Below are 24668 nucleotides of genomic sequence, written 5' to 3' on the forward strand. Positions count from 1 at the left end.
AGTGTCAGTTATATACAACTCAACAGACTTGAGAGAGTAAAGATATGTATCTTCGTCCATTATCAATGCTAACGGCATTTTGTCTTTTAGCTACGTTTTCAAGCTCTTCATATTCTGAAGACTTCGGTGTGAGATTAGAGTGGAACATTGAGAACAAAAATGAGGTTCTGTCTGATATTCCAAATCAGAAATTGTCATTCATAAAAATGGTTGAAAGTGGTGAAATCAAGGAGGTTTATATTCAGGATGAGACAGACTTTGGTACCCGATTGTCTTATGCAAACTTTGTTATTGAAGCCAATGACGAAACAGAAGTAAGGGAGAAATTGTCCTCATTGCCCCTTTATAAAAAGAATGTATTACGAATCAACGAAATAAAATCGTTGGGAACAAAGTGGCTTGATAATACACCGACATATAAAAATTTTTCATTGTCTTTTTATTGGAATGAAAACGTCAATACCACTGAACTGAACCGAGTTTTAAGTGTTGATCTTCAACGTGTTGTTGCTCTAACGCAGTCTGGGTTAATTACATCTTCATATATCAACGCTCATGACAGTGGAAATGGAAAACAAACTACGTATCTAATTTCCGTACTGGCAGACAACAAAGAGCATGCACTAGCTTTAAGTGAACAATTTGAGTCCGTACAAAAAGGATACGTTGACGTATCTGTTAGATATCTAGGAAGAAAACTAGACTTAAAATGATACTTACGAAGCTAAGAGAGCTAAAAAACAAGAGGTGCAATAACATGCACCTTTTGCATATCTTTTCAAAAACACAACTATTAGTCGATGGTCGCAAAATGAAAAGAAATGTCCACTAGCGAGCATGACCTTCTTCTCGTCAGGCATTAGGAAATGTAGGGCAAATTCTGACGAGATTTATCGGTCAACAATCTCGCCAACAAAGAAAGGGGCAAAATGTATGGTACGCCCCAGTTTTGCAAGTAGATAACTTAAAATAACTGAGCTGGTTTGCGCCAATGTATTCAGAGTCTATATGGACTTTTATTCATTAGTCCCGCTCTACGATGAGATCCGCGCCAGATTGTCCTCATAAGCGTGAAAGCACTACTTAAGTTGCTGTTTTGCCCCTCAGGTCTTCAATCTGGTGGTCTGACCGTCTTGTCATCTTTCATTATCATTTGCAAACTTGGTTTAAACTCTTACTTCAAACGGTTTTCGTGTTGCCATAACTGACCAAGATATTCGGGCCAATTTATTAGCCAGTGCCACAACAGCTACATTAAACGGTTTCCTGCGTTTCATTTCAGTTAACCAAGGGCCAAAGTACCGCTCTACCGAGGAATCTCGCCATAGAATTGACCTCGCAGCGTGAATGAACAGCTCTCGCAGTTCTTTGTTTCCACGCTTTGATATACCAAGCATTCGAGGCTTACCCCCTGTTGAGTACTGATAAGGTACTAAACCAATCCACGCAGCAAAGTTTCTTCCATTTGAAAAGTCTTGTGGATCACTTACCGCCGACAAGCAGCAAGAAGCCGTCATAGGTCCTATGCCTGGAACACTCTGCAATAAACCCATGAGTTCATTCCCTTCGTTAAGCTGTTCAAGTTTCTTCTCTTGCTCTTTTATCCATTGGTTTAAGAGATTGTAATAATCTAGTTGCTGTCTTAATTCCATAATCAATAGTGGTGGTACAGGCTCTTTTTTATCTGCCAACCACTGAAAAAGCCCTTTCATGTAATGATGGCCACGGGGAAAGCTGATACCAAATTCAAGAAGCATAGAGCCTATTCGATTCATACAAGCAGTTCGTTCTTTAATATAACCAGACCGAATCCTACGGATTGCTATAGCTACCTGTGCTTGCTCACTCTTTGGCGAAACAAACCTCATCTTAGGTCGCATAGCTGCTTCTGCTATTGCATCAGCATCAATGAAGTCGTTTTTGTTCGTTTTGACGTAAGGCTTTACATATTGTGCAGGGAGCAGTTTAACGTGATGACCATATTCCTGACATTTTCGAGCAAACCAATGGCACCCACCGCATGACTCCATTGCTACGATGACTGGTTCATGAACTGAAAGTAGCTGAAGTGTTTTCTGTCTGGATAGTTTTTTGCGAAAAGTCTCCCGGCCCGAAAAATCGTGGCCGACAAGATGAAAAACATGTTTTGCTAAGTCGATGCCGATAATGTGTGTGTTGAGCATGATGGTCACCTTTTCCCTTTCCTCAATACTATCGAGTGTAGTGGAATGAAGGGGCGTACCATCTAATTAGCTTATTAATGCAAAAAGACAATCTGCGACAATTTCCTATTCAGGAGAGTTTAAAATCTGAAACGTGCCTTTAAACCAATAGCCGTTGTATTCGATTTATCCCCTATTGCCTCAGATACATAACCACCAAAACCAAACTTGTCACTCGAGTAATAAACAATATCAGCTGTAAATTGAGTTTCATCCAAATGATCTGCGTCTGTGTACTCAACACCCAGTCCGCCTTCCCACTTTTTGCTGAAACCGTATCGGTATTCTGCACTAATACCATACATAAAATCTGTGTCTGAGCTGATAGTACTGTCATCTGAGCGCCTAGTGGCTTTGGTTCGCATCACACCCAGTTTTGCTCCAAACAGCACATCAGATTTATCGTTTAAAGAGATACGATAAAGCCCGCGAACTGCAGCCCTATCATTGCGTAAATCCGCTTTATCACCATGAATAAAGTGTCCTTCGTAATCCAGCTCGCCAATCCAATGCTCACTTAACATTCGTTGGTAAGATAGACCTAACTCTGTGAGGTTATCCTCATCAATAGCATCGCTATCGGGGTCAATATGGCCTCCCCCGACGTAGAACTGGAGATAGCTGTAGTTCACCGGTGAATCATACGCGCGGTAAGATTTGTTTTCGTCAGCAATTACTGATGTGCAACAGGTTAGCAGGCCAGCTAACATAAGAGGTTTAATTGATTTATTCATTGAGCACAACTCACCAATTTCTTCCATAAAATCTGTAGCTAACAGCATAGCTTAATATGATAAGAGGTGTTTAGAATCCACATCTCAAAACAAATAATTCAGTTACTTAGGGCAAATTTTTGTAGATCATGTAACATAACAGTAATGCAAAACGTACGGAAAAGATTATGGATGCGGAACTGACTGAGATACAAAACTTTATCTCCCAATATCCTCCTTTCACAGAACTCCCGGAAGAAGCACTAGAAAAGATTACCCGCAATATCGAAATCTCTTACTATCGTGCTGACACTCCCATCATCCACTTTGGCGACCATATACACGACCTTTATCTGGTTAGAAGCGGTATTGTTGAGATCTATCGTCGTAGTGGTGAGCTCTACAACCGTTTGGATGAAGGAGATCTCTTCGGTCAGATGGGATTGATGACCAACAATAAAGTACGTTTCCCGGCTAAAGCAACCGAAGACACGCTTTTGTACTGTGTGCCTGAAGAAGTATTCCATCACCTTTATGAAAACTACGATAATTTCGCTGATTTTGTTGAGGTTGAAAACACAGTTCGCTTAAGACAAACCGTGTCGATGAACAAAGAGGCTAATGACCTGACGACGTCTAAGGTTACGACTCTGATTACAAAGGACCCGGTGAGCATCCCAAAAACAGAAACTATTCAAAACGCGGCAAAGAAAATGGCAGAAGAAGCCGTCTCTTCTTTACTCATCTATGATCCAGAGATTGTTCCGGAAGATGATGACAATAGCCAAATGGTTGGTATTGTCACCGACCGCGACCTATGTACTCGCGTTCTGGCGGAAGGGCTAGACCCTCAGGAAGAAGTCTCTGAAGTAATGACTTCGGAGGTTATTCCGCTCGATCACAACGCCTATGTTTATGAAGCGATGCTTACCATGCTCAGGTACAACGTTCACCACCTTCCTATAATGAAAAACAAGGTTCCTGTGGGCGTGCTGGAATCGGCAGACATTGTTCGTTACGAATCTCAGAGCTCATTACTGCTTGTAAACACGATTTTCCTTCAGACCTCTATCGAAGATCTAAAAACTGTTTCAGAGCAAGTAAGAGACAGCTTTGTACGTCTAATCAACGAAGATGCCAACTCACATATGGTGGGTAGCGCCATGTCTGTTATTGGTCGAAGCTTTAAACAAAGAATCATAGAGTTAGCGGAAGAGGAACTTGGTGATCCACCGGTGCCTTATTGCTTCCTTGCTCTGGGCTCAATGGCCCGAGATGAACAACTTTTAGTTACCGATCAGGATAACGCCATTATTCTTGATGATAGCTACAACAAGAAGAAGCACGGAGAGTACTTTGCCAATCTGGCCAAGTTTGTATGCCACGGATTGGATGAATGTGGTTACAGCTACTGCACTGGCGACATCATGGCAACAAACCCGACTTGGCGAATGACGCGCTCAGAGTGGGAAGAATGCTTTGCTGACTGGATTGATAACCCAAATCCAAAGGCGTTGCTAAACAGTTCTATTTTCTTCGACCTTGATGGTGTTTACGGAAGGTTAAAATGGGCCGAGCAACTGAACAGCTTTATCGTGAGGCGCGCTAAAAAGAACAATCGTTTCCTCGCTTGCCTTGCCAGAAACGCACTGAATCGTACCCCACCACTTGGCTTCTTTAAGAGCTTCGTGATGGAAAAAGATGGACAACATAAGAACTCAATTAACCTGAAACGTCGTGGTACTGCGCCACTGGCCGATCTTATCCGTGTTCATGCACTGGCTGTCGGTTCTCGTTCACAAAACTCATTTGAACGTCTTGATGATATTGAAGAGGCTGGAATATTACCCAAAGGCAGAGCACAGGACCTTCGTGATGCAATGGAGTTTATCTCCATGGTACGAATACGCCATCAGGGTATCGATGTTGATAATGAAATCGAACCAGACAACAACATTGAGCCAGACAACATATCGGACTTTGAGCGCAGAAACCTGAAAGATGCGTTCCAGATTCTGAGCAATGCGCAAAACTTTCTTAAGTTCCGTTATCAGGCAAGCAATAAGTTCGGGTAATCATGAAACTATTTAGTAAACAACAGGCGATGAACTGGCCTGAGCACTATGACAACGCACTTAAAGGTGCGAAAGATGATCGCCTTGTGAGCTTTTATGGGCAAGGAGTAATCTCACCAGATACGCCTCTGGCACAAGTTGAGTTTGTTGCATTGGATTTCGAGACAACGGGTCTGGATCATGAAAAGGAAGACATTATCAGCATAGGTCTGGTGCCATTTAATCTGAACAGAATTTTCCTGAGGCAGAAAAAGCACTGGATTGTAAATCCTAACCGGCCATTGGAAGAAGATTCCGTTGTCATCCACGGAATTACTCATAGTGACATTGTCGATGCCCCTGATCTTACGCGTGTTCTGGAGGAAGTATTAGAAGCTCTGGCCGGTAAAATCGTTGTGGTCCACTACAAACGTATCGAACGAAACTTTCTCAATAAAGCGATGAAAGATCGTATCGGTGAAGGCATTTTGTTTCCTGTCGTTGATACGCTTGAGATAGAAACGATTATTCAGCAAAAACAAACAAAAGGCTTGCTGAATCAACTAAAAGGAAAGAAACCTCAGTCCGTCAGACTTGGACGAAGCCGTCAACGTTATGGTCTTCCTATCTACCCTCCTCATCACGCACTGACAGATGCGATAGCAACAGCAGAGTTACTACAAGCACAAGTCGCGTATCACTATGCTCCTGACATGCCGATCAGTGAAATTTGGGGATAATCATCCCCATAATTTCGCCTGGCTACAAATCTATTGAGAATTTAATCGATAAAGATTATAGAAAAATTTCATAACCTATATCCCTACTACTTTCTGAGAATGTATTAAGCTTTGAAGACATCACTAATATGTCGTACAAATAAGGATATGGTATGAAAATTTCACTCAACAAACTCATCTTGTTAGCGACAATTGCTAGCACTTCCGCTGTCGCTGGAGAAAATATCACATACAAAGTTGACGGTGAGTCTTACGAGGGATACTGGTCAAAAGCCAAAGATGGTGCTCCATTGGTGCTTCTTGTTCATGATTGGGATGGACTGACTGAATATGAAGAAAAGCGCGCCAGCATGCTAAATGAAATGGGTTACAACGTTTTTGCCGTTGATCTATTTGGTAAAGGCGTACGACCAACAAAAGTTGAGGACAAGAGACAACATACTGGTGAGCTGTATAAAAACCGTACAAAACTTCAGTCTTTGATGAGTGGTGGACTTGCACAAGCAGGTGCACTTGGTGGCGATTTAAACAACACTGTTGTAATGGGCTATTGCTTTGGTGGTGCCGCTGCACTTGAGTCCGCCCGAGCGGGAATGGATGTTCGCGGTTTTGTCACTTTTCATGGTGGTCTGAAAACACCACAAGGTCAGAGTTACTCCAATACCAAAGCCCCGATTTTGATTCTTCATGGTACTGCCGACTCAGCCATTCCCATGTCTGACTTCGCTCAGTTAGCAGTTGAGTTGGAAGAAAACAAAGTACCGCATGAAATGATTACTTACAGTGGTGCACCACATGCCTTTACCGTATTTGGTTCCAACAGATACAGAGAAGACGCTGACAAAAAGTCCTGGAATGCTTTCTCCGGCTTTCTTGCAACCAATACCAAGAACTGACACGCCTTAGTGTTGATTCTTTGTGTAACTAACACATAGTAAAAGAGCGGCTGTTCAAGCCGCTCTTTGTCTTTATAGGGAATGTGTTATCTATAGTCGCCTCGAGGCTCGGTACTGAGCCCCATAGTTAAGCTAATACACATCAGTATCAACACAACCGTAAATGGTAGCGCTGTTGCGATAACACCTGCCTGCAAGGCCTGAAGCGCCTCTGCCCCACCGATATAAAGTAGAACCGCTGCAATCGCACCTTCAATCACAGCCCAAAAAACGCGTTGCGGTACAGGGTTATCAACCTTGCCACCCGCTGTGATACTGTCAATAACCAGTGAACCTGAGTCTGATGAAGTTACAAAAAAGACCATGATAAGCACCATCGAAAGCAGTGAAATCGCAGTACTTAATGGTAACGAGTCATACAGATGGAACAGTGCCAGGCTCACATCACTTAGCCCATGCGCGCCAAGTTCACCAATCTTATTGAATACTTGATCGATAGCGACACCGCCAAAGGTTCCCATCCAGACGAGTGTCACCAGCGTAGGAACAATAATGACCGCAACGACAAACTCTCGAATCGTACGCCCCTTAGATACACGTGCGATAAACATACCAACAAATGGGGACCATGAAATCCACCAGGCCCAGTAGAACACTGTCCAGCCATGCATCCAGAGTTCATCTTCTCGACCAATTGGATTACTAAGCGGAATAAAGTTCTCGATGTATCCAATAGCCGTTAACACCATGTAGTGAGGGCTGGTATCTAACGTCACAAGGATAACGAAAATCAACAGCGCGACAGCCACGATGATATTGATGTTACTGAGTAACTTGACGCCACCTTCTAGTCCACGATATACCGAGAAAGTCGCAAGGGCTGTAACAAACGCGATGATGATCATCTGTGTCGTCAAACCACCATCAGTACCAAATACATAGTTGATACCGGAAGTGATTTGCTGAGCCCCAAGGCCTAATGATGGAGCCAAACCAAATATAGTGGCCAACACCGCTAAGATATCAATCACGTGGCCGAACCAGCCCCAAGCTCTATCTCCCAGAATGGGGTAAAAAATGGAACGGATAGATAGTGGCAAACCTTTATTGTAGGCAAAGAATGCGAGAGAGAGTGCAACAACCGCGTACATCGCCCAGGCATTAAAGCCCCAGTGATAAAGCGTCGCACCTAATGCAACTTTAATGGCTTCCTCGGTGTTAGCTTCAACACCTAACGGAGTCTCGTACCAGCCGGTAAAATAGGCCATTGGTTCCGCAACCCCCCAAAACAGAAGTCCAATACCCATACCTGCAGCAAACAACATTGCCATCCAGGAAAGGTTTGAAAACTCCGGTTTGGCCTCTAGCCCACCAATTCGTATCTTTCCGAAGGGTGATAAAACCAACACGATACAAAAAAGTAAGAAAAAGTTGCCTGACCACATGAACAGATCATCAAACTGATTGATAATCCCCCACTTGATACTGTCTAGTGCTGATTTTGCCGTGTTTGCGTCTAAGAAAACTAAGACTGCGATAAGAAGCACCATGATACCAGCACTCATTCCAAACACGGGGTTATGTACGTCAAAACCCCACTTCTGAACATTGTCCTGACCCACGGTGTAATCGGTACTATCGATACTGTATTTGTCTATCCCTTTAGTCAAAACTTCACACCTTGTGATATCTCACCAAAAACAAAAAGAACCCTCGTTCTTATTGATGGTTAAAATTAAAAAAATACTGACGATAATCCTCTATCCTTCGGGAAAAGAATTTAAATGCGTCAGTTAAAAGAACAAGCTCTATATAACCTAGAGCTATGTGATCATGTTAACACTTATTAATACTTAATATTAGTCCATCAAACCTCTTTCTACCGCGTAACGAGCCAGCTCCGCGGTTGAATGCAAGTCCAGCTTATGTTTGATGTTTTGTCGATGGGTCTCTACGGTGCGATAACTGATATTCAATAATGAAGCAATTTTCTTACTGCTACTTCCCTGCGCGACAAGTTTAAGCACCGCCTCTTCACGTCTGCTTAGCGGGTTTGACTTTTGTGTAGCCGGAATGACTTGTTCAGCAAATAATGTTTGGGTGGTGGTTTCACAAAAGTAGGTCGAGCCGTGGTTAACCGTCTTTATGGCCTGTACCATCTTCTCTGCCGTGACCTCTTTTAACATATAGCCCACGGCACCAGCCTGCATTACCTTCATGATGTACTCGCGGTTGTCGTGCATGGTCAGCATAAGGATCTTGATGTTAGGAAGTTCTTCCTTTAACAACCGGGTCGCATCGATGCCACTCATGATAGGCATACTGACGTCCATCAATACCACGTCTGGCTGATGCTGTTTAATAACATCAATCGACTCCAGTCCGTTTGACGCAGTCGCAACCACTTCAATTTCTGTTTCTAACTGCAACCGAGCAATAAAGCCTTCGAGTACCACTTTATGATCGTCGACGATTACAACTCTGATCGGTTTTTCCATAACATCTGTCCATCTAAATTCAATAGTACGGTTATTTCCGTACCGAAATGTTGTTCGCTTATCAGTTCAAAATCCCCACCGATAAACTCAACTCTTTCACGCATGTTTCTTAATCCGATGCCTTTATTATTGGCGACATCTTTGTCATCAAAGCCAACACCATCATCTCTGATCATCAATTGCAGCATGTTGCCCATCTGTTTAAGAATGACAGCCACATGTTTTGCTTGCGCGTGTTTCTCGATATTGGTGAGCGACTCCTGAGTCACTCTATACAATGTCGTTGCAGCTTCAGACTTGAGCTTACCGGGTTCGGTTTCTAATACGGCTTCAATTTCAAAGTTAGCATGCAATCTAAAGTCATTGACCAAAGTAGTGAGCGCAGCTTCAAGCCCGATATCATCCAGTGCACTTGGTCGTAAGTTATGGGAGATATGGCGAACTTCATTGATCGCGGTGACTAAAGATTGCTCCGATTTCTCAATGTGTTCATATAGCTCACTGGAACAATTTCTGTCTTTCAGCTTTGTTGCCAACAACTCAAGGTGGCACTTACTTGAAACAAGGAGTTGGTTGATACCATCATGTAATTCTCTTGCCAGATGCTTCTTTTCATCCTCCTGAAACATCACTGTTTTATGAGCAAGATCTTTTAAGTTGTTGTCCGCGATACGGTGTTCGTGAAGGTTTACCGCCAGAGTTAGAACAATAATAACCGCAACAGTAACCGCCAGTATGGACACCACCGAGAAAAAGGTTGTTTCGATATTTACGTTGATAAGGCTCTTTATCTGCGCGACCTCTTCACTGATGTCCTCAATGTACATACCCGTGCCGATCATCCAGTCCCAATTGTCTAACCACTCAACGTAGCTCAATTTGAGAACAGTCTCATTGGTTGATGGCTTTTGCCAGAGGTACTCATGAAAGCCACCACCCTTCTGCGCTTTAAACAGAAGTGCTTCAATTAAGAAATCCCCTTCTTCATCCTGAAGGTCTATCAGATTCTGTCCGACCAGCTCCGGTAATATGGGATGGACGAGATTTGTCCCCGTCTTGTCATACACGAAAAAATAACCGTCTTCCCCGTACCTCAACTCGTGCAATATTTTTTTGACTTGTTGCTTTGCCTGCTCATCATCTTTTTCAGCGTTGGAGTATACGTGCCGGATAGCACTCATCGCGATTTCTACACTGTCCTGAAGCGCGGCTTCTCTGGTTTTAATCAGATTTTCACGAAACACTTTTACTTCGCTAGAACCGAGTTGTTGAGCCTGATAAATAGAGATCCAACCAATACTGGCACTTACCATTATCAGAGGGATCAACGTCAGAAGTATCAGTTTTAGTTTCAGAGACATGCGTAACCAACAAGCAAAAATAAAAAGAGCGTTTGCACTAACAAACGCTCTAATATTAACAAGTTGATATCTTTATTGAAATCTAACTGTAACCATTCAAGAATTGGATCACATTCCGTAAAATCCTGGGAACAGCAGCAATGTTGCCAGTACAGCAACCTGTATAGCGATAAATGGCATCACTCCACGATAAATATCACCTGTCGTAACACCTTTCGGAGCCACTCCTTTCAAGTAGAACAGACTAAATCCAAACGGTGGGGTCAGGAAGGAGGTTTGAAGGTTCATCGCAATCAAAATTGCAAACCAAACCATATCGATTCCCATCAACTCTGCGACAGGTGCGATTATTGGCACGATAATAAAACAGATCTCAACGAAATCGATAAAGAAGCCAAGAATCAGAATAACCAGCATTACGATGATGAGGAAGCCCCACTTCTCGCCCGGTATCTCAAACATCCACTCTTCCACGAGCAGATCACCGCCAGTGTAGGTAAACGCCATCGAGAACGCTGTTGCACCCAGAAGTATGGCAAATACCATCGCGGTTACTTTCACCGTCTCTTTCGATGCGTCATAGACCATTTTCCAGCTAAAGGAGCGGTATAAAAACGAAAGCATAATTGCTCCTGCACCACCCAATGCCGCTGATTCGGTCGGTGTTGCCACACCCGCAAATATCGAACCTAAAACGACAACAATCAGAGCTAATGGTGGTATTACAGCTTTTAGCGCAGTAATAACTTCTTCACGTCGAGAAATAGACTCATCACGTTCAATAGGTTGTGCCGCTTCGGGATTTAACTTCGCATAAATTAGGATATAGAGAATATAAGCGCCTACAAGCACGACACCCGGCCAGATAGCAGCCTGGAACAAGTCACCTACTGGTACACCCAGAACATCACCCAAAAGGATCAACACGATGGAAGGAGGAATAATCTGTCCTAATGTTCCCGAAGCACAGATAGTTCCGCAGGCTAATCCTTTGTTGTAATTGTACTTCAGCATGACAGGCAGTGAGATTAACCCCATTGCAACTACAGAAGCGCCAACAACACCCGTTGATGCCGCAAGCAATGCGCCAACCAGAACCGTTGAGATAGCGATACCACCACGAACCGTACCAAACAGGCGCCCCATGGACTCTAGTAGTTGCTCAGCCAGCTTGGTTTTTTGCAGTACCAAGCCCATAAAGACAAACAGAGGAACCGCCATCAATACCGTGTTTTCCATGATGGACTGGATACGATACGGCATAAAGGCGAACATCTCAGGGCCTTCAGCCCAGACACCAAACAGCAGTGCAATACCACCGAAGGTAAATGCCACTGGGAAACCAAGTAAAAGGGCTGCCAGAGCGACAAAAAACATCACAATTCCGATCATAGCTCGTTCCCCGGATGATTATCGATACCATGCATCGAGTGTTTTGGATTGACGATGTTGTTTATCGAATGCAATAGCATTCCAATGCCACTAATCGCCATAAAAGTGAATGACAATGGGATCATCGCTTTGATTATCCAGCGGTATGGTAAACCACCCGGATCGCCCGAAGTTTCTCCTAATTCAAAACTCTCTTTGGCAAAGTCGATTCCAAACCAGGCAACAAGCATACAAAATGGGAGTAGAAAAAAGAGCGTGCCCAAGATATCGATCACCGAACGTGCTTTGACAGAAAGACGCTCATAAAAAATATCGACCCGCACATGACCGGCAGAACGAATGGCGTAAGGAACACCTAGTAAAAACACAGCAGAAAATAGGTGCCATTCCATTTCCTGGAAGGCGATAGAGACATCATTAAACACATAACGCATGACAACGTCATACACAACATTGGCAAGAAGCAAAATAAACAGAATACTGGATAACCAACCCAATAAATCTCCAAATTTATTCAGCCCTCGTTCTAAATAGATCAGGCTTCTCATTCCGAACTCCATGGAATTAAAGATAGGTATTATAAATTATTGATACTCTTCGATAATAATATCGCAGAGACCTTCAAATTTAATTGGCTGGACTCTATAAGTCCAGCCTTATTATTTATTTAATTTATAACTAGCATTTGAATCATTATTCAGCAGCCTGACTATTCAGATATGCTCTATGAGAAATGTCTGTCCATGAACGAACCTGCTTTAGATAATTCGCCTGAGATTCCTGAATCTCTTTAGTCAGAGGATCTTTCGCTGCATGCTCAGCCAGTAGCTTAGCGTTCGCATCTTTCATCGCCTTCATTACTGCAGGTGGGAAGTCTTTCACCTGAACATTAGGATATTCAGACTTAATAGAAACCCAGTTTTTTCCGCTTTCGTGAGTAGCCTGAGTATACATATCATATGCTGCTGTGCGCATCGCTATACGTAGTATCTCTTGCAGATCTTCCGGCAGACGTTTCCATGTACGCTTATTCACTAGGAACTGAAGTTCGGAGCCTGGCTCATGCCAACCTGTATAGTAGTAAGGTGCAATTTTGTGAAAGCCCATACGCAAATCAAGTGAAGGACCAACCCATTCAAGCGCATCAATTGTGCCGCGCTCCAACGCTGTATACAGTTCACCCGGTGCGATGTTTGTTGGTTTTGCCCCTAACTCGGCAAGCACCTCGCCAGCAAAGCCTGGAATACGCATTTTCAGACCTTTTAGATCATCGATGCTGTTGATCTCTTTTTGGAACCATCCACCCATTTGGATATCGGTATTACCACCAGGGAAGGATAATAGGTTGTGCGGAGAGTAAACCTTCTCCATGAGCTCCATACCACCACCATGGTAGAACCAGGCATACTGCTCTGATGGAGTCATACCAAATGGCATAGACGTAAAGTAAAGTGTGTTAGGTACTTTACCTTTCCAATAGTATGAACCAGAGTGTCCCATGTCGTACTGACCTGATTTCACCATGTCAAACACACCCAGCGGTGCTTTATGTTTGTTTGCAGAGTCAATACGAATTTGTAGGCGACCATTTGACATCTTTTCAGCCATTGCAGCCATGTTCTTAGTTGCATCACCAAATACCGGGAAGTTTGGTCCCCATGTTTCAGCAAGTTTAAGGCGATACACTTTGTCTGCTGCTGACGCGGATGTCGCAACAAACGCAGAGCAAGCTAGTGCAGCGATTGCTGTACTCGATAACACTCGTTTTACTGTTTTGGAAATTAGGCTCATTTCTTTACGTCCTTTGTTATAGGGTTCCTTAATAGGCGGTATAACAATGGCGTAACTGAACAAAGAAAAGAATCGGCATGAACACGCAGGATCTGTTTTTAAATTTATTCCTTGTCGACCTTGGTATTACGTATAAATACGTAGTCTTTAATCCTTTATGAGTTTTATTTTCTATAAATACAGCAAATTAACTATTGCTCTGGATTAATTATCTGGAAAATACACTTAGTTGTTATCACTTCTAATTTATTACATATTGATTAATAGATTGTGATCACAATACAAATCAAGGGCATAAAAAAAGGCCCCGAAGGACCTTTATCGCGTCTGATCTCGTATATTAAAGCGCTTTATAGATAACCTTGTTACCTGCTAATTGCTCTTTCACAACAAGATTTTCTTCAAGTAGTTTCTTAAGCGCACCCGTTGCCCAAGATGCTGCTTTCGCATCTTCCTGACCAGCTTCAAGGCCGATACCTTTAGGATTAATACCTTCAGGGTTCTTAGCAACGATATCCATTACCTGCTGCTGTTTTGGCGTTAGTGCGATATCGACAGTTTTTACCGCCTTCTCAGGAATGTTCGCAGCAACTTCTTCTACTTTTTTTGTCTCTGTTGCTGTTACTTTTGGAGCTGCAAGTTTGTTACCTACAACTGCTTTGATACGTTTTTGCAGTTTCATCTGCACTTTACGTTTATGAGCCAGTCTCATCAAAATGTTCCTTTGTTCACTGCAAACAGGCAGTGGTAAAAAATTCGAAAGGCGGTTTTATACCAAATAAATGCGGACATTTGTAGCAAATGGCGAAAACATAGGCATTAATTTCTTCAAATAATCGTTGATCGCTCACCATTTAAACAAAAGCCTGTCACATGGACAGGCTAAATATTAAAACTTCAATTCATTTAGTAGAGTGGCATTTCATCTGCAACAAACGGATTCGACGCACGCTCACGGCCAAAAGTAGAGGTAGGACCGTGCCCAGGGATAAACTCTACATCGTTACCCAAAGGCCAAAGCTTTTGCTTGATAGAATCAATCAGTGTGTTGAAGTCGCCTTTCGGAAAGTCTGTTCGCCCAATACCACCATTAAAAAGCACATCGCCTACAAAGGCTGTTTTGGATTCTTCACTATAAAACACAATGTGACCTGGAGTATGACCTGGTGTATGAATAACCTTGAGAGTCTGATTACCAAACGAGATATCATCACCTTCGTCGAGCCAGCGGAAAGGTTCAAACGCCTGAGTCAACGGAAAGCCAAACATCTGGCTCTGGCCTTCTAACCCTTGCAACCAGAAATGATCATCTTTATGTGGTCCCAGAATCTTAGCATTCAACTCATGTGCAAGAGGCTCTGTGCCACCAACATGATCCAGATGACCATGGGTAAGAAGTAGGTTTTCGACTTCAACACCCAACTCTTTAACCAGAATCGCTAACTGCTTTACATCACCACCAGGGTCAATAACAACACCCTTCATAGTTTCGTCACACCAAACGATAGAACAGTTCTGAGAAAAAGAGGTTACCGGAACGATTTGATATTTAAGGCTCATTGCACAAACTCTGTAAATTTAACTGATGCGGAACTATGACACTGCTTCGAAGACATTACAAGTAACGAGTTACCAGCGCCTGACTCGCCCGGTATCAATATGCACAAAGTGTTTGTACCGCCCTACACCACCAGCGTTGAGACTGAGCGCAGCTTTTTGAATATGAGCTAAATCCACACCTTCAAAATAGAAATCCAGCGCTTTACCTTGTGTATGCTTACTTTTGTCTGCAACTTGCGAAGATTTTCCGCGCAGCATTGTATTCGTCTCTGGAGATCGATAACCAGATATCAGCTGAACTTCTTTATTGATGCCGAGTTTGGACTGAATTGAATCAAGCTGAACCAATATACGACGATCGATCGGCATGATCTCGTTTCTTCTGAAATCACGAAATATGTGGTCAATATCGCTCATAGCATCTTCGACAAATTGCTGACCATCGAAGTAACATGCGGTTAGCTTCTCTCCAGTATGCAGGTTATGAAAAGAAAGCTCTTTAGGTTCTGCTGACTTGAAAGGTGACGCGTGGGAAATGGCTGGTGACAGGGTAGCCAATGCAACACTTCCGGTTGTTAGCTTTAAGAAGTGTCTTCTACTTAGCATTAAGGAACGACCTCAAAATATAATTGTATGACTTTTAAATTGAGGTCAAAATTTAGCGTACATAGATTAGGCGGTCAATCCTTTTTAGCCAGCTCTTTAACACCTGTATCGTAGCTGTAGATATCTTTCCGGTAGTTGATATATCCAGATTGATACCAGGCTGTTTGATAGACAATTTTAACCGGAATGGGTTTCTTCATTGGAATCAGTAGCTTCTGTTCAGCCTGGTTCAGAGCGTCTTGCTTATCATCGATTCCCTGAGTCTTTAGCAACACGTTAGCAAACTGGTCAGCATATTGAACTCGTATACAACCGGAACTGAATGCCCTGCTATCTCTATCAAACAAGTACTTGGTTGGGGTGTCGTGTAAGTAAATGGCTCGGTTGTTTGGTGTATTGAACTTGTATCTGCCAAGAGCATTTAACGCACCCGCATCCTGACGTAACTGGTAAGGGAAATGCTGATGAACGGAAACTTTGTCCCAGTTGATGGTGCTTGGGTCAACTTCCTCACCAAAATAACCGTTCTTTAACACCTTAAAGTTATGTGTTTGCAGATAAGTATTATCTCTCTTTACCTTAGGCAGGATATCTTTATAAACCAGTTTCTTAGGTACATTCCAGGTTGGGTTTACTATCATGGAGTCCAACTTGATATCGAGCAGAGGTGTTTTTCTGCTGCGCTTACCAACAATTACCTTAGAATGAAAAACCGGCTCACCGTCATACCAATATGACATACGAAAGTTTGGAACATTGACCACAATAAGAGATTCACGTTCTTTAGGCACCAGCCTGGTTCTTTCACTATTTAATGCCAAAATCCGCAAGCGCTCTTCATAAGGAAGATTGAGCCAGTACATGGTATCTGAGCCAATGACACCATCACTTTTTAATCCATGTTGCTTTTGGAAGGTTTTAATCACAAGTGATAGCTTGCTATCAAATAGCTGATTCCCTGTATCAATGCTGGCAACGGGCAAACCCACAGCGCTTAACTTAGTTACAAGAGTCGTTTTATCCTCTAGCTTATCTCCCTTTTTCTTGATGCCGCGTTGAATGTAATCTTGTTTGCCCTGCTGAGATGAGTGCTCTTCAAGACGTATCATTGCCTGACGATAAAAAGCAAAATTTGCTGGTGCATGCATGGAAAGATAATTTTTTAGCGCTTTGCTACTGACTACGTTGCGCAAAAAAGTGAGATCATTCTTCACAAACCCAGACAGTGGTAACTCTACCGAGCCGTTGAAATACCATTTGTTACCCTCTTTTTCTGCGCTCTTGGAATAGGACACATAGCTAACTAACGTATCCGTTGCTAAAAGATCATATTCAAACAGCTGATGATTCTGTCGGTATTCCTTTAACTTCTGATAGCGAAATGAAAAATAAGGACTGATCTCGGAATAATGAAGAATAGATAGCTGATCTTCGAATAGCTGAGCGACTTCAGGGTTAAACCAGATAAGTTGGTAACCCTGACCTTCGTAGATATTGGTAAGCTCTTGTTTGTTTGACAGCATTACTTCAAGTGGGCTACCAGGTTGAACCCACCCAAGTTCGTGAAACTTCTCAAATGCATAAGCATTAACAGAAACTATTATTGTTAGTAGAAACAGGCAACCTTTCTTCACGCGCATACCTCACAAAATGCTTATATACAGTATGGCAAAGAATAAGTTTCAGGGTAACGACAATTTCAAAAAAGTTCAGTGAATCAACTTATTGATGACCAATGGTTATCCCATTGAATACCTGAGTTTATTTTGTACTCGATTTTGTTTGCATCTCTAACCACTACCTTGCCTGAGCCTGAACTCACCACAAACTGATTGTTTAAACTCACGACCCCAGAGGCATCTGGCAAAAAATCGAGTTCTAATAATCGATTTTTAGATACAGACCAAATTCCATAACAATTTCCCCTAGGGGAGGTCGCCAACAAGTGGTCACCGATCACGGCAACACTCGCTATGTAGTGATTAAAACGAGCCCACTCTTCAGGCTCAGCATTGAGTAACTGAATAGGTTCTCCACGTCGATGTATGCCAATTAATGATGGGAAATCGTCTGGCTCTCCCCGATACTGCTGACCACAGACCACAAACTCATCCTTGGCAGCAATACCTTTGAAGGTGGACAGATGTCTGATACTCAGTTTATGGTCATCTAAACCAACTTGCTCTATTAGCCTCCCAGTTTTGTCCAGATAACTCAGGCTAGGCTTCATGCTCTCAAGGTTAGTCGGTTTTCTTCCATCAGTTTGTACACCCCCAACACCCACCACGATTGTGTCGTCTTGCAAAACAATCAACTCATGCGGGCCGATGCCGAATCCCGAAAACTCATCAACTTTCTTAAAATTATCATCAACGTCATAAACGCCTATCAAGCCATTGCTTGTTACATCACCTTCTGTTGTATAGAGCCATTTTCCATCGTTTGAAAATGCACCATGCCCATAATAGTGACGCCCGGGCTCTGCTACTTTTAATGCTAACTCTTCACCGGTAATAAAGTTGAAAGGTTGGAAGTAAGAACCGGGGCGTCTTGCAAAAACCACCGCCAAAGCTCGTTTTTGACAGACAGCCACACCATGGCCTCTATCAGGAATAGGCAGCTTAAATATTGGGACACCAGTTTTATCAGCAACGACAGCTGAATATCTTCCTTTGCCCTGAACACTGCATCCGATAAGCGTTGGGGATTGTTGCTTGACCGAAGCAAAAGCATCGGAAGACAGCGTTGAGAGGCCCGTAGAGCTTAACAACGCTGCTTTTAGTAGGTTTCTTCGGGTTAAATCAGTCACCATCGGTTGCATTGAACCCCACTACGACGCCAAGTGCGATGGCCGCTTCTTCGTGAATCAGATAGTTCAAATACTCAAATTTATTGTAGTGAGCCAATACTTCACGATAACCCTCTTTCGATTTCAGCAACTTAAACAAGCTTTGTTCATCAGTCCAGGTCTGCTTCATTGTGGCAAACTGATTCTTAATGCTGTCCGCAACCTGAGCATGACCTAATTCTCTCAGTATCGCATCTAGACCGTTACCATTGCCGAGATATACCTTTTCCAGGGAAACGATGTTGAATTTAAGGTTTGCCATCGACATCTGAGAACGCCAGGATTCAGAAAAATAAGGCTTAGGATTGGCGAGCTTAGCCATTGGTCGACTCATTTTTTTCATACTGTAGTCGAGCTGATTAGAAAGTAACGCCAGATATTCAGAATGCCATTGCTTGGTATTTACTTCCGCCCATGGGTTCTCAGACCAAGCTTCATTAATCGCATTTGCATTGTTCGCTAAGTTTATTGAAATGGCTTGTCCTGTACTACATACAAGTTCTTTGTTCTCCTTGATTGGTGACTGCGTATCAAAAAGCAACCATTCAATCGCTCCAATACCCTGGACAGTTACACTGGAATTACCAATAACTTCCGAAGTGACAGGCGTTTCCTGCCTTAACAACTGAATCATCTTTCTTCCAGTCGTGTTCTTTTTGTCCGGCCAGAATTGAATCGACCAGCTTTTCTCTAAAGCCACTTCAGGTCCACGCTCCTGTCCCTGAAGATACATCCATGCATGAATCGTGTCTTTCCAGCTTTGTTCTAATTCCGATCGTTCCAGCTTACCGTTGCAGAAAGCTTCAAAATTCTCACTCAAAAGCTCAGATGTAGCGGAAAAATGTGTCGCAGACTGTTTCTGAATTTGATAAACCGCAACAGAAGGACTCTCCTGTGATGCAATAGCATCAGCAGACACAAGAGAAGCTGCTAATGAAACGGCAAAAACAGTGAGTTTTTGATTCATTTTGCTACTCCTATAGCGAGTTCAAGAAAGCAATAAGAGCATCACGCTCATTTTTACTCATTGCTAAAACCTTCTGTTTAGAACTCTCAGCTTCACCACCATGCCACAACACCGCTTCCATCAGATTACGAGCGCGACCGTCATGAAGGAAATAAGTGTGTCCATTTACTTCTTGCGTATAGCCTATACCCCACAAAGGCTGGGTTCGCCATTCTCTACCATTTGCCTGATATTCAGGACGGTGATCAGCAAGCCCCTCTCCCATATCATGCAACAGCATGTCGGTATACGGATGGATTAGTTGGTTTGAAATAGCAGGAAGATCAGGTCGTTCTCCTGTTATAATGTTTGTTCGATGGCATGATTCGCAACCAGACTCATCAAACATTTTTTGTCCTAACTGAACTTCAGGACTCTTCACGTTTCTTCTGATCGGGACTGCAAGGTGCTGAGTATAAAACTCAACAAACTTTAGAATGTTGTCACTAACTTCTATGTCACCACCATTAGGCAGCTCTGAACATATAGTCTGATTGGAGGTACAGTTTTCTTGCTGAAAAAGAGCTGATGTGAGACCAATATCTCCATTAAATGCTGCTGCATTTTGTTGCATGAGTGTGGGTTGTCCTGACTTCCATCCAAAACGTCCCAAAGAAAAGTCATTTTTGGTAACGTCCCATACATAATTCGGCTTTCCTGTGACACCGTCACCACTCTTCTCTTGTTCAGCCGCAATATCTAATATTGTTTGTTCTGGTATTGATTCTAAAAGACCAAGTCCAATCATAGGCGGAGCAACTCTGGCCGACATCATCATTTTAGGATGCATCGGACCGTAATTGAGGTCTTCTATACTAAGCGTTGGCTTTCGCAGCGTGACGATTTCACCATCGTTGAACTGAACTTCAACATCTTGATAATTAATCACTACCTGCCCTTCTGGCTTCGCGTCTGGTAGCGAGAAATCCTGCAACTGACCTCCATACGTCGGTTCTGGGATCAGGCCATTGATGATAGCGTCTTGTTTTTGTTTCTCAGTTTCTGGCGGAACACTTAACCTGACAAGCATAGATACAGCATGATCATCTTTTGATTCAGGAGGATGTCCGCGTCCATCTTTGATATGGCAATTCTGGCATCCGTTGGTATTAAATAGCGGACCTAAGCCATCACGAGCATCTGTAGATGCCGGAGCCTGTACCCATGGATTGCGAAAAAAACTGTTCCCTACACTAAAATCCAGCCTTTTACTCAGGGGAAGGTTGCCAGCCGGTTGCGAGAACGCATTTACACCATCTTTCTTGATACTGGTTCCACCACCAGATCTCGTCTCATACCCGTTCACGTAGAAAGCCAGACTGAGAAGAGAGAAAAATAAGATACTGTTATTTTTCATATTATTTCCAATGCTAGTTAGCCCCTCAATAATTATATTGAGAGGCTTTTTATTATTGTGGTTAGCTAGGGCGTGTTGACCTTTCGTGGTTAAAGTTTGTTCGAGTCAAAAACGTTTTAATCGCGGCGAGGAGAGTGACGCCTAGTCATTCTAAGCAAACTCTCTTCAACAAAGAGTAAAACGTTTTTGGCCGAACCCTTCGGGCAGCGTTTGTTGGGTATTTTTACTGCGTTATCGGCTTCTCATGTAGGCTAGCTACACATCAAAACCTCTGCCTTGTTTAAATACCCAACAACTCGCTGCAAAAATCATCACGAAAGGTCAACACGCCCTAGGTTTGATTAAAACTCGTGATCGGCGGTATCAGGATTCAGACTGCTGATACCAACAATGCCTGCCGCTTTTTCAATGGCAGTAGTTTGCTTGACCAATGCAACAATAGATTCATTTACAAGAGCGTTACCTTCCGCATTATTTGCAGCAATCAACTGGTCAAAGTAAACACCAGATTCAGCTGAAGTAACTAGTGTACCCACCTGCGCTCGTGCCACATCCACAGCTTTCTGAATCTCTTTCGCAGCCAACTTGTCTTTCTGTGCAACAAGGACATGAATACTAGGGCCAGTTAGCAAAGTACCATCCGCTTTCAGATAGATACCTGTGTAGACATTGTAGATTCCCTGCTCATTGTAGTAATGAGAGTTGTGCGTGTTGTCAGAGAAGCAATCGTGCTCATCTTCAGTAGAGTTTGCTTCAAGAGCCACCTTCATACGCTCACCGGCAAGTTCACCAAGAGAAAGTGACCCCATACCGAACAGCATTTTTCTCAGGCTGTTCTCTGTTTTATCTGCAAGGAACTCTGTACGGTAGTTGTTAGCCACTCCTGGAGCCCACTGCTTTACTATCCACTCAAGATCTTGTATCAACAACTCTGATGCTGCCTTGAGGAACTCACGACGACGCTCACAGTTACCATTGGTACAGGCTGAACCTGTCGCAAAGTCAGTGTAAGGACGAGTACCTGCACCAGCATCGGTACCATTTAGATCCTGGCCCCACAATAGGAATTCAATTGCGTGGTAACCAGAAGCAACGTTGGCTTCTGAACCGCCCACTTCGTTAAGGTTTGCGATTAATTCAGGCGTGATTTCAGATGCATCGATTTTCTCTGCACCGACCTGAATCGTCTCATTGGCCACGATATTTGCGTTCGCGCCTTCGTTGCCAAGCTCGTATTGATAATCTTTTGATACGTAATCGATAAGGCCTTCATCAAGTGGCCATGCATTTAACTGACCTTCCCAGTCATCAACGATTGCGTTACCGAAACGAAAAACTTCAGACTGTTGGTACGGAACCCGGGAATCAAACCACGCTTGCTTTGCTTGTTGAAGTGTCTGTTGGGAAGGAGATTGAAGAAACTTTTCGAGCGACTTATCCAGCTCTTTTGCAGTGAAGAGTGCATCACTATAAACCGAGTGAGCGATATCCGTATAGTGTTCAACTACTTGTTGTTGAGTGACGGTAGAAGCGGCGAACGCCACACCACTGTTTAGCGCAATCGCCACGGTAAATGGCATTATCGCCTTGCGATAGATTGTCATTGGCTTGTCCTTGTTGAGCAAATTTATTATTTGTATATGCGTATCATTATCAATACGATTTGCAAATAATATCCATTTACATTTATTTTTCAAGCCATATACAAAAAAACCTCACATGAGTGAGGTTTTCTTAAACAGGTCGTAACAACTTATTCTATATCGAGCTTGTGCTTGCCGTGAGAGACTTTCGCTTTCAGATAATTTTCGTTACCGTGTTTAACATGAGCGGAAGTATTAACAACTTCTTCGATTTCAATACCTAAATCAGTTAAGTCATTAATCTTTTTAGGGTTGTTTGTTATTAATTTTATTTTATCCAGCCCCAGCGCTTTAAGCATAAGCGCAGCATCAGTAAAGTCACGAAGGTCGTCACCAAAACCAAGGTGGTTGTTTGCTTCATAGGTGTTCATACCTTCACTCTGCAATCGGTAGGCGTCTATCTTGTTATATAAGCCGATCCCTCTGCCTTCCTGTCGAAGGTAAAGTATGATCCCACCCTGCTCACCCATCTTGTTGATAGTTTCTTCCAACTGTTCACCACAGTCACAACGAGATGAATGAAAAACATCCCCTGTCAGACACTCAGAGTGCATACGTACCAATGGGGTTTTGTCTGACTTATCAGCAGATTGGAAGATTAAAGCAACATGTTCTTTGTCACTTTCTAGATCGGTAAATGAGAGGATTTCTGCATCTATGTTGCTTTTAGATCCAACTTTTAACCCTACTCTGGCACGTACTTCAGCCATAACTTAGCTCACTTTCTAATGTCGTACTGAGTTAGCATCTCAGTAACTTCTGAATTTATTTTAGAGAATACAACGTAGATTGGGACACAACGATAAGAATTCAATGTATCGCATAGATGAATTACTTATATAAAACATCCTGCTTGTATATCGACTGATATAGCCAACCCACATTTTGTTATAGTATAACAATAACGCTATATTTCAACCCTGCAACTCCGAGGGTTATTTAAATATCAGTAAGTTACTTTGATTTTTTCTTGACTGCTCTTGCAGCAATCAAAATACCACCCACAAGGATTAAAATGGGGAGAAACCAAAGAATATAAGTCTTAGGGGAAACAACGGGATCATACAAAACAAAATCACCAAAACGATGAGTCATATAGTCTACGACTTCTTCTTCACTTGCTCCCTCTTTCATCATCTCAAAAACCTTGAGACGAAGGTCTTTCGCGATAGGAGAGTTAGATTCAATAAGGTTTTGGTTCTGACACTGAGGACAACGCAACTGTCTTGCTAAATCAATTGAACGCTTGCGCTGATCTTCACTTTCAAACTCAAAAAGGTCTGCTTTGATTGAGATTTCTTTATTGCTGTCATAAAAAATACTGTTGTCATTGTTGTTTGTATCAGCGCTGACCAATACAGGCAAAAGCAGGAAAAAAGAGAGAACAAACTTACACATGTTAATCATTACTTCTCTCCCTGAATAAACGGCTCAAACTTTGACTCCCAGATACTCTGGTCTATAACACCACTATATCGTGTTACTATTCGCCCTTCAGGGTTTACAAGAAACGTTTCTGGTGCACCGATAACACCTAAATCCAGAGCCAACGTTCCTCTGTGATCGAACAATACGTGCTTATAGGGATTTCCAAGCTCATCCAACATCTTCAAAGCAGCTTTTCTATCGTCTCGATAATTAAGCCCTGTGATCTCAAACCCTTGGTTTTTTAAAGCCATCAGATACCCATGTTCTGATTTACACGCTGCACACCACTCTGCCCATACGTTGATTAGGGAATAATCTTCTGATTTTATGGATTCATTATCCAACGTTACGCTTTCATCTTGCAGAGACTGAAGAGAAAACACAGGAATATTCTCTCCAACCATAGTCTGGTTAGAGCTTTCCGTACCCCCTTCAAGGGCATATATAAACGCACCAAACACGACAACAATCGCAATCAAAAATCCGATTACTTTAACTTTGGAGCCTGACTTATTTTTTTGTTCTGACATTACTACTTCTGCCTTGCTGCCTG

General features: G+C 42.8%; 23 protein-coding genes. 4 read left to right on the top strand and 19 right to left on the bottom strand.

Going from position 1 to position 24668, the window contains the following annotated elements:
- Positions 1-44 precede the first annotated feature (44 nt).
- On the top strand, positions 45-713 hold the full coding sequence (locus SNR28_RS18820) for a hypothetical protein (RefSeq protein WP_375750080.1): 669 nt from the start codon (positions 45-47) through the stop codon (positions 711-713).
- 453 nt (positions 714-1166) lie between these two features.
- On the opposite strand, the gene SNR28_RS18825 is transcribed toward SNR28_RS18820, so the two are convergent.
- Together SNR28_RS18825 and SNR28_RS18830 are read right to left on the bottom strand one after the other, a co-directional pair.
- Positions 1167-2183 (bottom strand): IS110 family transposase, encoded by a 1017-nt coding sequence (locus SNR28_RS18825; RefSeq protein ID WP_375748966.1) that lies wholly within the window; start codon positions 2181-2183, stop codon positions 1167-1169.
- 119 nt (positions 2184-2302) lie between these two features.
- Positions 2303-2956 (bottom strand): outer membrane beta-barrel protein, encoded by a 654-nt coding sequence (locus SNR28_RS18830; protein ID WP_375750081.1) that lies wholly within the window; start codon positions 2954-2956, stop codon positions 2303-2305.
- Between the two features lie 167 nt (positions 2957-3123).
- Between SNR28_RS18830 and SNR28_RS18835 the strand changes: the two genes are divergently transcribed.
- The 3 genes from SNR28_RS18835 to SNR28_RS18845 all read left to right on the top strand — a co-directional run bounded on the left by SNR28_RS18835 (position 3124) and on the right by SNR28_RS18845 (position 6625).
- Entirely contained in the window at positions 3124-5010 is a 1887-nt protein-coding gene (locus SNR28_RS18835; protein WP_375750082.1) for a DUF294 nucleotidyltransferase-like domain-containing protein, read from the top strand.
- A 2-nt stretch (positions 5011-5012) separates the two neighbouring features.
- Positions 5013-5729 carry a 3'-5' exonuclease gene (locus SNR28_RS18840; RefSeq protein ID WP_375750083.1) on the top strand — a complete coding sequence of 239 codons (717 nt, stop codon included), beginning with the start codon at positions 5013-5015 and terminating at the stop codon, positions 5727-5729.
- A gap of 152 nt (positions 5730-5881) precedes the next feature.
- On the top strand, positions 5882-6625 hold the full coding sequence (locus SNR28_RS18845) for a dienelactone hydrolase family protein (RefSeq protein ID WP_375750084.1): 744 nt from the start codon (positions 5882-5884) through the stop codon (positions 6623-6625).
- A gap of 86 nt (positions 6626-6711) precedes the next feature.
- Here the strand turns inward: SNR28_RS18845 and SNR28_RS18850 are convergent, their stop codons facing one another.
- The 17 genes from SNR28_RS18850 to SNR28_RS18930 all read right to left on the bottom strand — a co-directional run bounded on the left by SNR28_RS18850 (position 6712) and on the right by SNR28_RS18930 (position 24645).
- Complete coding sequence (locus tag SNR28_RS18850; protein WP_375750085.1) at positions 6712-8295, bottom strand: BCCT family transporter; 1584 nt, start codon at positions 8293-8295, stop codon at positions 6712-6714.
- 189 nt (positions 8296-8484) lie between these two features.
- Positions 8485-9123: a response regulator gene (locus SNR28_RS18855; RefSeq protein WP_375750086.1), complete on the bottom strand. Its 639-nt coding sequence runs from the start codon at positions 9121-9123 to the stop codon at positions 8485-8487.
- Complete coding sequence (locus SNR28_RS18860) at positions 9099-10484, bottom strand: cache domain-containing protein (RefSeq protein WP_375750087.1); 1386 nt, start codon at positions 10482-10484, stop codon at positions 9099-9101. The genes SNR28_RS18855 and SNR28_RS18860 overlap by 25 nt, the downstream gene beginning before the upstream one ends.
- A 108-nt stretch (positions 10485-10592) precedes the next feature.
- Positions 10593-11876: a TRAP transporter large permease subunit gene (locus SNR28_RS18865; RefSeq protein WP_375750088.1), complete on the bottom strand. Its 1284-nt coding sequence runs from the start codon at positions 11874-11876 to the stop codon at positions 10593-10595.
- Positions 11873-12424 carry a TRAP transporter small permease subunit gene (locus tag SNR28_RS18870; RefSeq protein ID WP_375750089.1) on the bottom strand — a complete coding sequence of 184 codons (552 nt, stop codon included), beginning with the start codon at positions 12422-12424 and terminating at the stop codon, positions 11873-11875. Before SNR28_RS18870 ends, SNR28_RS18865 begins: the two co-directional genes overlap by 4 nt.
- A 145-nt stretch (positions 12425-12569) precedes the next feature.
- On the bottom strand, positions 12570-13667 hold the full coding sequence (locus tag SNR28_RS18875) for a TRAP transporter substrate-binding protein (RefSeq protein WP_375750090.1): 1098 nt from the start codon (positions 13665-13667) through the stop codon (positions 12570-12572).
- 340 nt (positions 13668-14007) lie between these two features.
- Positions 14008-14379, bottom strand: coding sequence for a MarR family transcriptional regulator (locus tag SNR28_RS18880; RefSeq protein WP_375750091.1), 372 nt, complete (start codon positions 14377-14379; stop codon positions 14008-14010).
- A 194-nt stretch (positions 14380-14573) separates the two neighbouring features.
- Positions 14574-15227 carry an MBL fold metallo-hydrolase gene (locus tag SNR28_RS18885; protein ID WP_375750092.1) on the bottom strand — a complete coding sequence of 218 codons (654 nt, stop codon included), beginning with the start codon at positions 15225-15227 and terminating at the stop codon, positions 14574-14576.
- 69 nt (positions 15228-15296) lie between these two features.
- Entirely contained in the window at positions 15297-15833 is a 537-nt protein-coding gene (locus SNR28_RS18890) for a DUF882 domain-containing protein (protein WP_375750093.1), read from the bottom strand.
- A gap of 74 nt (positions 15834-15907) precedes the next feature.
- The gene (locus SNR28_RS18895) at positions 15908-17467 is read right to left on the bottom strand and encodes a murein L,D-transpeptidase (RefSeq protein ID WP_375750094.1); all 1560 of its coding nucleotides are present in this window, start codon (positions 17465-17467) and stop codon (positions 15908-15910) included.
- An 83-nt stretch (positions 17468-17550) separates the two neighbouring features.
- The gene (locus SNR28_RS18900) at positions 17551-18654 is read right to left on the bottom strand and encodes a DUF1513 domain-containing protein (RefSeq protein ID WP_375750095.1); all 1104 of its coding nucleotides are present in this window, start codon (positions 18652-18654) and stop codon (positions 17551-17553) included.
- Positions 18635-19648 carry an imelysin family protein gene (locus SNR28_RS18905; RefSeq protein WP_375750096.1) on the bottom strand — a complete coding sequence of 338 codons (1014 nt, stop codon included), beginning with the start codon at positions 19646-19648 and terminating at the stop codon, positions 18635-18637. Before SNR28_RS18905 ends, SNR28_RS18900 begins: the two co-directional genes overlap by 20 nt.
- Before the next feature lie 10 nt (positions 19649-19658).
- Positions 19659-21044 (bottom strand): di-heme oxidoredictase family protein, encoded by a 1386-nt coding sequence (locus tag SNR28_RS18910; RefSeq protein ID WP_375750097.1) that lies wholly within the window; start codon positions 21042-21044, stop codon positions 19659-19661.
- Positions 21045-21385: 341 nt separating this feature from the next.
- Positions 21386-22648, bottom strand: coding sequence for an imelysin family protein (locus tag SNR28_RS18915; protein WP_375750098.1), 1263 nt, complete (start codon positions 22646-22648; stop codon positions 21386-21388).
- Between the two features lie 149 nt (positions 22649-22797).
- Entirely contained in the window at positions 22798-23397 is a 600-nt protein-coding gene (gene ribA, locus SNR28_RS18920; RefSeq protein WP_375750099.1) for a GTP cyclohydrolase II, read from the bottom strand.
- 244 nt (positions 23398-23641) lie between these two features.
- Entirely contained in the window at positions 23642-24094 is a 453-nt protein-coding gene (locus SNR28_RS18925; protein ID WP_375750100.1) for a cytochrome c-type biogenesis protein, read from the bottom strand.
- Entirely contained in the window at positions 24094-24645 is a 552-nt protein-coding gene (locus SNR28_RS18930) for a DsbE family thiol:disulfide interchange protein (RefSeq protein WP_375750101.1), read from the bottom strand. Before SNR28_RS18930 ends, SNR28_RS18925 begins: the two co-directional genes overlap by 1 nt.
- Positions 24646-24668 lie beyond the last annotated feature (23 nt).

The sequence above is a fragment of the Vibrio iocasae genome, assembly GCF_042245395.1.
GTDB classification, from domain to species: Bacteria; Pseudomonadota; Gammaproteobacteria; order Enterobacterales; family Vibrionaceae; genus Vibrio; species Vibrio iocasae.

What these genes read in the sequence shown, in the direction of transcription:
- SNR28_RS18880 (WP_375750091.1), bottom strand. Translation starts at nt 14,379, where the DNA reads ATGAGACTGGCTCATAAACGTAAAGTGCAGATGAAACTGCAAAAACGT.
- SNR28_RS18830 (WP_375750081.1), bottom strand. Translation starts at nt 2,956, where the DNA reads ATGAATAAATCAATTAAACCTCTTATGTTAGCTGGCCTGCTAACCTGT.
- SNR28_RS18875 (WP_375750090.1), bottom strand. Translation starts at nt 13,667, where the DNA reads ATGAGCCTAATTTCCAAAACAGTAAAACGAGTGTTATCGAGTACAGCA.
- SNR28_RS18925 (WP_375750100.1), bottom strand. Translation starts at nt 24,094, where the DNA reads ATGATTAACATGTGTAAGTTTGTTCTCTCTTTTTTCCTGCTTTTGCCT.
- SNR28_RS18840 (WP_375750083.1), top strand. Translation starts at nt 5,013, where the DNA reads ATGAAACTATTTAGTAAACAACAGGCGATGAACTGGCCTGAGCACTAT.
- SNR28_RS18855 (WP_375750086.1), bottom strand. Translation starts at nt 9,123, where the DNA reads ATGGAAAAACCGATCAGAGTTGTAATCGTCGACGATCATAAAGTGGTA.
- SNR28_RS18860 (WP_375750087.1), bottom strand. Translation starts at nt 10,484, where the DNA reads ATGTCTCTGAAACTAAAACTGATACTTCTGACGTTGATCCCTCTGATA.
- SNR28_RS18930 (WP_375750101.1), bottom strand. Translation starts at nt 24,645, where the DNA reads ATGTCAGAACAAAAAAATAAGTCAGGCTCCAAAGTTAAAGTAATCGGA.
- SNR28_RS18845 (WP_375750084.1), top strand. Translation starts at nt 5,882, where the DNA reads ATGAAAATTTCACTCAACAAACTCATCTTGTTAGCGACAATTGCTAGC.
- SNR28_RS18865 (WP_375750088.1), bottom strand. Translation starts at nt 11,876, where the DNA reads ATGATCGGAATTGTGATGTTTTTTGTCGCTCTGGCAGCCCTTTTACTT.
- SNR28_RS18910 (WP_375750097.1), bottom strand. Translation starts at nt 21,044, where the DNA reads ATGAAAAATAACAGTATCTTATTTTTCTCTCTTCTCAGTCTGGCTTTC.
- SNR28_RS18905 (WP_375750096.1), bottom strand. Translation starts at nt 19,648, where the DNA reads ATGAATCAAAAACTCACTGTTTTTGCCGTTTCATTAGCAGCTTCTCTT.
- SNR28_RS18835 (WP_375750082.1), top strand. Translation starts at nt 3,124, where the DNA reads ATGGATGCGGAACTGACTGAGATACAAAACTTTATCTCCCAATATCCT.
- SNR28_RS18820 (WP_375750080.1), top strand. Translation starts at nt 45, where the DNA reads ATGTATCTTCGTCCATTATCAATGCTAACGGCATTTTGTCTTTTAGCT.
- ribA (WP_375750099.1), bottom strand. Translation starts at nt 23,397, where the DNA reads ATGGCTGAAGTACGTGCCAGAGTAGGGTTAAAAGTTGGATCTAAAAGC.
- SNR28_RS18915 (WP_375750098.1), bottom strand. Translation starts at nt 22,648, where the DNA reads ATGACAATCTATCGCAAGGCGATAATGCCATTTACCGTGGCGATTGCG.
- SNR28_RS18870 (WP_375750089.1), bottom strand. Translation starts at nt 12,424, where the DNA reads ATGAGAAGCCTGATCTATTTAGAACGAGGGCTGAATAAATTTGGAGAT.
- SNR28_RS18890 (WP_375750093.1), bottom strand. Translation starts at nt 15,833, where the DNA reads ATGCTAAGTAGAAGACACTTCTTAAAGCTAACAACCGGAAGTGTTGCA.
- SNR28_RS18885 (WP_375750092.1), bottom strand. Translation starts at nt 15,227, where the DNA reads ATGAGCCTTAAATATCAAATCGTTCCGGTAACCTCTTTTTCTCAGAAC.
- SNR28_RS18900 (WP_375750095.1), bottom strand. Translation starts at nt 18,654, where the DNA reads ATGCAACCGATGGTGACTGATTTAACCCGAAGAAACCTACTAAAAGCA.
- SNR28_RS18825 (WP_375748966.1), bottom strand. Translation starts at nt 2,183, where the DNA reads ATGCTCAACACACACATTATCGGCATCGACTTAGCAAAACATGTTTTT.